The 8,169-nt window shown below is 74.4% G+C and carries 8 protein-coding genes; all 8 read left to right on the plus strand.

Annotation, left to right across the window (positions count from 1 at the left end; translation table 11 throughout):
• Positions 1 to 1,141 (plus strand): eCIS core domain-containing protein (locus TR49_RS41210; protein ID WP_236653254.1); only part of this gene is annotated, 1,141 nt, incomplete at its 5' end.
• Positions 1,142 to 1,162: 21 nt separating this feature from the next.
• Positions 1,163 to 1,666: a phage tail protein gene (locus tag TR49_RS07390; RefSeq protein WP_084724638.1), complete on the plus strand. Its 504-nt coding sequence runs from the start codon at positions 1,163 to 1,165 to the stop codon at positions 1,664 to 1,666.
• Between the two features lie 51 nt (positions 1,667 to 1,717).
• The gene (locus TR49_RS39705) at positions 1,718 to 3,064 is read left to right on the plus strand and encodes a phage tail protein (RefSeq protein ID WP_052434076.1); all 1,347 of its coding nucleotides are present in this window, start codon (positions 1,718 to 1,720) and stop codon (positions 3,062 to 3,064) included.
• A complete protein-coding gene (locus TR49_RS39710; protein ID WP_052434077.1) occupies positions 3,061 to 4,923 on the plus strand; it encodes a phage baseplate assembly protein V in 1,863 nt (620 codons plus the stop codon). The genes TR49_RS39705 and TR49_RS39710 overlap by 4 nt, the downstream gene beginning before the upstream one ends.
• Positions 4,920 to 5,339 carry a GPW/gp25 family protein gene (locus tag TR49_RS07405; protein ID WP_369405296.1) on the plus strand — a complete coding sequence of 140 codons (420 nt, stop codon included), beginning with the start codon at positions 4,920 to 4,922 and terminating at the stop codon, positions 5,337 to 5,339. The genes TR49_RS39710 and TR49_RS07405 overlap by 4 nt, the downstream gene beginning before the upstream one ends.
• Positions 5,339 to 7,354 (plus strand): putative baseplate assembly protein, encoded by a 2,016-nt coding sequence (locus TR49_RS07410; RefSeq protein ID WP_042378380.1) that lies wholly within the window; start codon positions 5,339 to 5,341, stop codon positions 7,352 to 7,354. Before TR49_RS07405 ends, TR49_RS07410 begins: the two co-directional genes overlap by 1 nt.
• Positions 7,354 to 7,893 (plus strand): phage tail protein, encoded by a 540-nt coding sequence (locus TR49_RS07415; protein ID WP_201776158.1) that lies wholly within the window; start codon positions 7,354 to 7,356, stop codon positions 7,891 to 7,893. The genes TR49_RS07410 and TR49_RS07415 overlap by 1 nt, the downstream gene beginning before the upstream one ends.
• The coding region (locus TR49_RS07420) for a zinc-ribbon domain-containing protein (protein WP_042378381.1) at positions 7,890 to 8,169 on the plus strand (280 nt) is incomplete at its 3' end. The genes TR49_RS07415 and TR49_RS07420, both read left to right, overlap by 4 nt.

Consider the following 8,169-nt stretch of genomic DNA (forward strand, 5'->3'; position numbering starts at 1 on the left):
GGTCCCTGCCGTCCCTCCCGTCTACCGTTTTGTGCCCGGCGAACGAGCGGCCCGGACGACCGCGCCGCTCAGCCACCGGTCCGCGCCCACCCCGAACGCGCCCGTCGCACCCCCGCTGCTGCCCGCGGCCACGCGCAAGGCATCGCCCGCGCAGCCGCCGCTGACGCACCCGCAGGCCGCCTCCCGGCCGGACCGCGACCCTGCGGAGCCACCGTCGCCGCCTCCGTCGCCGCTTCCGTCGCTGGTCGAGCCGCCGCCTCCGCCGGTCGAGCCGGCGGTCGCACCGCAAAAGCCGCTGCCCGACCTCGCCGACGCGATGCGCCGGACCTTCGGCGTGGACGTCTCCGACGTGCCGGTCCACCGCGGCCCCGGGGCCTCGGTGGCCGCACACGCCCTGGGCGCGCACGCGTTCACCCGGGACGGCGAGGTGTTCCTGCCTGCCGACGCGGGCCCGCTCGACCAGCCGGTCGGGCGCGGCCTGCTCGCCCACGAGCTCACCCACGCCGCGCAGCAGCGCGCCCTCGGCTCCGCCCTGCCCGGCGAGGACTCCGCCGCCGGGGCCGCCCTGGAGGCCCAGGCGGTGGCGGCCGAGCGCTGGGCCCGCGGCCTCGATCCCGCCCCCGCGCAGGGCGGCATGGCTCCCGCCCCGACGGAGAGCGGGGTGCCTGCCGCCGCGTCGTGGAACGCGCCCTGGCTCGCGGACGGTTGGCCCGTGCAGGCCGGAGGGGGCGTACAGCGGGCGAAGGACGTGGCGGGCACCCCGGAGCCGCCGCGCGCGCCGGTGGTCGCCGCCGCTCCCACCGACGTGGCACGTCCCGGTGTGGCCGCCCCCGGCCTCGCGGCCACCCGTGACAGCGTGCGGCAGGCCGCACCAACCGCCGCACAGGCGGTGCGGGCCACGGAGGCGCAGCTTCCGTCCGCGTCCGACGGAGCGCTCTCCCCGGAGCGCTTCGCGGACCGTGACCGGCCCGGTGAGGCCGGCGGGCGGCGTCCGCTCGACCTCGACGATCCCGGCGACATCGAGGAGTTGGCGGCCCGGGTCTACCCGACGATCCACGGACGGCTGCGCCGCGAACTCCTCGTCGACCGGGAACGCGCGGGTCGGCTGCGCGAGACGGATCCGTTCGGATGGACGAGGTAGGCGGAGGAGGGGAAGGAAGCCATGGCCATAGTGCGACCGCTGCTCGGCGCGGCGGAAGAAGCCCAGAACCTCGGCGACAGCCTGACGATGGGCATGACCCATCGGTTCGCCGTGATGATCGACAACTACCGGTACCACTTCGGGGACTGGTCCCGGGTGACCGGTCTGTCGGTGACCTGGCAGCAGGTCGAGCACCGGGTCGGGTCCCAGGGCAACCACAGCTGGATCTTCCCGGGAACCACCCGGTACGAGCCGATCACCCTCAGCCGGTCGGCCGGTCCGGGCTCGCGGATCGTGCAGAGCTGGCTGAGCCAGACCTCCAAGGCGCCGCGCCCGCAGAGCGGCACCATCCAGCTCCTGGGCTTCGGCGGGGTGCCGCTCGTGTCCTGGCGTCTGAGCGAGTTCTTCCCGATCGCCTGGGGCATCGAGTCCTTCGACGCCGCCGGGGCCAAACCCGCGATCGAGACGCTCAAGCTCGCTCACAACGGCTTCCTCGACGACGACATGGCACTCGACAAGTCCTGACCCCCGCAACCACCTGACCTCGGGAACACCAGATCGGAAGGCACCTCGACCGTGAGCATCGCGTCCTTCGCCTCGGCCGGCGGGCAAGGCGGCCAGCAGCTCGGCCTCGCCCTCGCCCCGGTCGCGGTCTCCGCGCCGTCCCATGCGGCGTCGCTCATGCAGCCGGCCGCCACCTTCGGGAACTACGGCCTGGCCATGCGCTTCGTCGTCAAGGTCCACGGCTTCGACGGCGTGGAGACGCTCGGCTCGTGGTCCTCGTGCAAGGGGCTGAAGGTCGACTTCCGGACCCAGGCGGTCGCCGACGGCAACGCGGCCAGGGGGCTGCCGACGCAGGTGGCCTACGCCCCGGTGGTGCTGGAGCGGGCGGTGGAGAAGGGATCGTCGCAGCAGCTGCGCAAATGGCTGGCCGGGCTGATCACGGACTGGCGGAGCGCCGCGAAGAAGCCGACGGGGACGGTGGAGATCTCGCTGTACGACGCGCAGGCCACGCAGGTCGCCTCCTGGGTGCTGACGAACGCCTACCCGGTCTCGTGGAGCGGCCCGGCGCTGGACGCCGACCAGAACAAGGTGGCGGTCGAGACGCTGACCTTCGAGCACGAGGGCTTCTGGGGGGAGAACGACCTCCCCGAGCCGAGGACCGCGTCCCGGGGCGGTCAGGGGGCCGCGCTGGGCGAGGACTCCTCGAAGACCACACAGGACCTGCGGGTGGCGTCCCTCGCGCCGGCCGACCAAGGGGACGCGGGGGTCGTCTTCGCCTACACCCCGTCCACGGTCGTGCTCTCGCACACCGCGCCGGTCGTGCCGTCCGCCGCGCTGAGCCGGGGGAGGGCCGCGGACGGCGCGGACTCCCGCGACGCCCTCGCAGGGGACGTCGAACTGCCCGCCGTCGACGTCCTGGAGCGGGCCCGGGCCACCACCCGGATCACCCTGCGCGCGCTGACGCTGGAGGGCGAGAACGTCGGCCGCGACGGCAACCGCCTGCTCGGCTGGAGCCGGTTCGCGGCCGTCGCCGAGGGCGCGCCGTCGACGAAGCGGGCCGAACTGCCGCGCCTGAGGTTCCGTTGGGGCCCGCAGAGCTACCTCGTGCGGCTCACCCACGTGACGGTCACCTATTCCAGGTTCGACCCCAACGGCAAGCCCCTGCGCGCGGGCGTCGACCTGACCCTGCAGACCTTCCCCAACCCGACGCAGCCGACCAACCCCAGCTCGGGCGGCCTGCCAGGGCGGCGTACCCACCTGCTCACCGGCGCCGAGACCCTGCCGGAGCTGGCCACGCGCTGCTACGGGGGCCCCGGTCGCTGGCGCGACATCGCCACGGCGAACGGGTTCCAGGACCCGCTGCGGGTGCGGCCGGGAACGTCGGTGTACCTGCCGGGCGCCGAGGAGAACGCACGATGACGCAGTGGGACGTCCAGGGCGCGACGGTGTGGCCGGTGATCCTGGTCGGCGCGGGCTCCGGCGGACAGGGCCCGGCCGGCCGGCTCTCCGGCACGGCCGCCGACTGCCTGGTGCGCGTCGAGGTCGACACGCAGCTGCTGCTGCCGGGGATGTTCACGCTGGCGTTCGAGGACCTGACCGGGGCCGCGCTCGACGACGCCGGCCTCGACATCGGCGTGGGCGTCGAGGTGCGGGCCGGTCCCGCAGAGGAGGACCGCCTGGTCGTCGGGGAGGTCACCGCCGTCGAGGGGTACTACCAGGGCACGGTCGGACGGACCGTGGTCCGCGGCTACGACCTCTGCCACCGGCTCCAACGGGCGCGCAGGACACGGTCGTTCGACAACGTCACCGACGCCGACATCGCGCGGCGGATCGCGGAGGAGGCCGGGCTCACGCAGCTCGACATCACCCCGACGCGCACCGTCCACGAGCACGTGCTGCAGTGCAACCAGAGCGACTGGGAGTTCCTGACCCAGCGGGCCGCCGAGATCGGCTTCGAGGTCGGCATGGACGGCGGGCGCTTCCGCTTCCGCCCCGGCGCGTCGGTGTCGGCCGGGACGGACGGGACGGCCGTCGAACTGGCCATGCCCGGCGGGCTGCTGCGGTTCGAACCACGCGTCAGCGCCGGGAACCTGACACCGGACGTCGAGGTGCGGGTCTGGGACCCGCTGCGCGCCGCCCTGGCCGACGCGCCGCCCGCCCCGACGCGTGCGGCCGGCGTCTCAGCAGCGCGCCCCAGGGGTCTTGCCGAGGTCGCCGGCCTCTTCCGCCCGGAGGGCGGCGGGCTCGAGGACGCCGCGCTCGACGAGGACCGTCCGGCGCCCGGTCAGGACCGCGGCCCGGCCCCCAGCCCGACCGCCCATGTCGTGGGCACCCTGCCGGTCGCGGACGCCGAGGCCGCCGCCTCCGCCCTGGCCGCCTCTGTCGGCGGGACCTTCGCCGAGGCGGAGGGCGACGCCGTCGGCAACCCCGCGATCCGCAGCGGCGGCGCCGTCACGGTCACGGGCATCGCGGGCCGCTTCCCCCGGACCTGGCTGGTGACCCGCGCCCGGCACGTGTTCGACCTGGCGGAGCACGGCTACCACACCGAGTTCGCCGCAGGCGGCCTCCACGACCGCTCGCTCCTCGGCCTGACCTCCGCGGGCACCGGACCGATCCGCGTCCCCGGCCTGGTCTGCGCCGTCGTCGACGACATCGGCGACGACCACGCCCGGGTCCGGTTGACGCTGCCGTGGCTGTCGCCGGACGCCCGCACCGACTGGGCGCCGGTGGTGCAGTTCGGCGCGGGCCGGCGCAGCGGGGCGATGTTCCTGCCCGAGGTCGGCGACCAGGTGCTGGTCGGGTTCGAGTTCGGCGATCCCCGCCGCCCCTACGTGCTGGGCGGACTGGTCACCGAGGACAGTGCCTACAGCCTGGGCGGCGACGCCATCCAGCGCGGACCGGGCGGCGCGGACAGCTCCGTCGTGCGGCGCGGCTTCGTCTCCGCCTCCGGCAGCGGGCTGGTGTTCCACGACGAGATGGGCGAGGGCCCGGAGCCGGTGACGTCCCAGCTGACCCTCGGCAGCGGTGACGGCACGTTCGGCCTCGCCATCGACGCCGTCGCCGGAGCGGTGGAACTCGCCTGCGCCCCCGCTGATCCGGACGCACAACTCACCATCAGGTGCGGCCAGGCCGGGACGGTCAACATCCAGACGGGACCCGGCGGCTGCGTGAACATCGACGGCGGCGACACGCTGACGCTGACGTCCGCGGCGTCGCTCACCATCAAGAGCGACGGCAGCGTCTCGGTCTCCGCCCCGTCGATCACGCTGGGCGGGTGAGCGCGGCGATGACCGACTTCGTCGGCTCCGGCTGGTCGTTCCCGTTCGCCATCGAGCCCTCCGGCGCGGTGGCCATGGCGTCGGGCACCGCCAAACTGGAGCAGGCCATGCGGCTGATCCTGGAGACCTATCCCGGCGAGCGCCCGATGCGGCCGAGGTTCGGCAGCACGCTGCGCGACTACGTCTTCGACAGCGCGAGCGTCCACAAGGCCGCCGAGATCGCCGACGTGGTCAGGGACGCCATCGAGCAGTGGGAGCCGCGCGTCGACGTCGCCGAGGTGCAGGTGTACCCCGACGCGGAGCGGCCCGGCCTGCTCTACATCGACATCCACTACGTCGTGCCCGGCGCCAACAGCCCGCGCAACCTCGTGTTCCCCTTCTACACCATCCCCGAGCACGAGGAGGACGAGTACTGATGCCCCTTCCGGTCCCCAACCTCGACGACCGGCGGTTCCAGGACCTGGTCGACGAGGCCAAGCGCCTGGTGATGCAGCGCTGCCCGGAGTGGACGGACCACAACGTCTCCGACCCGGGCGTCACCTTGATCGAGACCTTCGCCCACATGACCGACCAGTTGCTGTTCCGGCTCAACCAGGTACCCGACCGGCTCTACCTGACCTTCCTGAACCTGATCGGCCTGCGCATGCTCCCGCCGACCCCGGCGCGCGCACCGGTCACCTTCTGGCTCTCCAGCCCCGCCCGCGTCCCGCTGACCGTCGCCGCCGGTACCCGCGTCGGCACCCTGCGCACCGCCACCGCCGAGTCGATCGTCTTCTGCACACGTGAGGACCTGGACCTGGTGCCCTGCTCGCTGGCCACGATCCGGACCCCGGTCGAACCGGAGTCCGACGACGCACGCGACGGCGACAGCGCCGGATTCGCCGCCGGGAACGCCGACCCGGCCGAGACCGCGGACCGCTCCCGGCTGCTCGCCGACGGCCGCCCGTTCCCGGTGTTCCGGCAGCGCCCCCGGATCGGCGACACCCTCCTGGTCGGCCTGTCCGCGCCCGTCCCCGGATGCGCCGTCCGGCTCGGCTTCCGCGGCCGCGCCGAGGGCGTCGGAGTCAACCCCGAACACCCGCCCCTGACATGGGAGGCCTGGACGGGTGACGACGGCTGGACGCAGTGCGAGGTCGGCCTGGACGAGACCGGGGGCCTGAACACCTCCGGCGCCATCGTCCTGCACGTGCCTGCGGGCCACCGCGCCGGCATCGTCGGAGGCGACCGCGCGGGGTGGATCAGGGCCCGGGTCGTCGAACCCGAGGAGGGCCAACCCCCCTACACGCACTCGCCGATCGTCGACGGGCTGACCGCCGCCACCATCGGCGGGACCGTCGAGGCCGTGCACGCCGAGGCGGTCGCCCTGGAGACCCTCGGCCAGGCCGAGGGCGTGCCGGGCCAGCAGTTCCCGCTCGGCCACAGCCCTGTGCTGGCCGGCTACGGCCCGCCCGTGGTGGAGACGAGCTCGACGGAGGGCTGGCAGGAGTGGACCGAGGTCGAGCACTTCGCCGACAGCGGCCCGGACGACCGTCACTTCGTCCTCGACGCCGTCTCCGGGCTCGTGCTGTTCGGCCCCGCCGTCCGCGAGCCCGACGGAACCCTGCGCCGGTACGGCGCCACGCCCGACAAGGGCGCCGAGGTCCGCATCCGCGGTTACGCGACCGGGGGCGGCGCGCGGGGCAACGTCCCCACGGGCGCGATCCGCCGGCTGATGTCCTCGGTCCCCTCGATCGCCGCCGTGGAGAACCGGCGCCCGGCCCACGGCGGTGTCGACGGCGAGACCCTGGAGGAGGCCAAGAGCCGCGGGCCGCTGCTGGTGCGCACCCGCAGCCGCGCCGTCACGGCCGAGGACTACGAGATCCTCGCCCGCGAGGCCGCGCCGGAGATCGCGCGCGTGCGCTGCGTCCCTGCGGGCCGCGACGCGGGGGAGGCGGGCGGCGTCCGGGTGCTGATCGTCCCCGCGGCGGCCATGGAGGACGGGCGGATCGCCTTCGAGAACCTCGTCCCGCCGGAGCAGACGCTGCGCCGCGTCGCCGCCCGCCTGGACCGGGCACGGGTCGTGGGCACGCGCGTCGCGCTGGAGCCGCCGCTGTACCGCGGCGTCACCGTGGTCGCCCGCCTGGTGGCCCGGCCCCGGGTCAACATCGAGCGGGTGCGCGAGGACGCCCTCGACGCGCTCTACCGCTACCTGGGCCCGCTGCCGGGCGGCGGCCCCGAGGGCACCGGCTGGCCCTTCGGCCGCCCGGTGCAGACCGGCGAGGTCTTCGGCCGCCTCCAGCAGGTGCAGGGCGTCGAACTGGTCGAGGACGTACGGCTGTTCACCGCCGATCCGGTGACCGGCGCGCGCGGCAAGGAGGCCGCCAGGATCGATCTCGACGTGAACAGCCTGGTCTTCTCCTACGAGCACCAGGTCAGGGTGGAGGCCCACTGATGCGACGAGCCGTGGAGGGCCTGGACACCCCCTACCCGATCGGCAGCCTGCTGCCCGCGGTCTTCCAGGACGACCCGCTGGCCATGCGGTGGACCGGCGCCCTGGACGAGGTGCTCGCCCCGGCGATCTCGGCCCTGGACTGCCTGCCCGCCTACGCCGACCCGCTGTTGGCGCCCGCCGACTTCACCCGCTGGCTCGCCGGCTGGCTCGGCACCGTCCTCGACGAGAACTGGCCGCTGCACCGGCAGCGCGGAGCGGTGGCGCAGTGCGTCCCGCTGTTCCGCCTGCGCGGCACCGCCGAGGGCCTCCGTGCCCTGGTCGAACTCGTCACCGACGGCGAGGTGGAGCTCGTCGACAGCGGCGGGGTCAGCTGGTCCCACGCCCCGGGCAGCGCGCTGCCGGGCGATCCGACGGCGCAGCTGACCGTGCGGGTGACCGTTCCTGAGGGCACGTCCGTCGACGTGGCGGCACTGGAGGAGTTGCTCGTGGCGGAGAAGCCCGCGCACGTCCCGCACCGACTGGAGGTCGTCGAGCGATGATCGTGTGTCGTACCTGCGGGTTCCACAACCGCGACGACGACGTCTTCTGCGGCTCCTGCGGGAGCTTCCTGGAATGGACCGGGGAGAAGCAGACGCCGAAGGTCGCCCGGGAGGTGGTCGAAGAGATCGAGCAGCAGCAGGAGCAGGCGGCGGCCGAGCCGCGGCCCGGCCTGCTGCAGCGGGTGATCCAGGGCACCAACAACCTCATCGCGGGCCCGCGGCAGCAGGCCGCCGGGAGCGCCGCACCGGAGCAGAAGACGCCCCCCGCCCCACGCC

The organism is Streptacidiphilus melanogenes, from assembly GCF_000787835.1.
Classification (GTDB): domain Bacteria; phylum Actinomycetota; class Actinomycetes; order Streptomycetales; family Streptomycetaceae; genus Streptacidiphilus; species Streptacidiphilus melanogenes.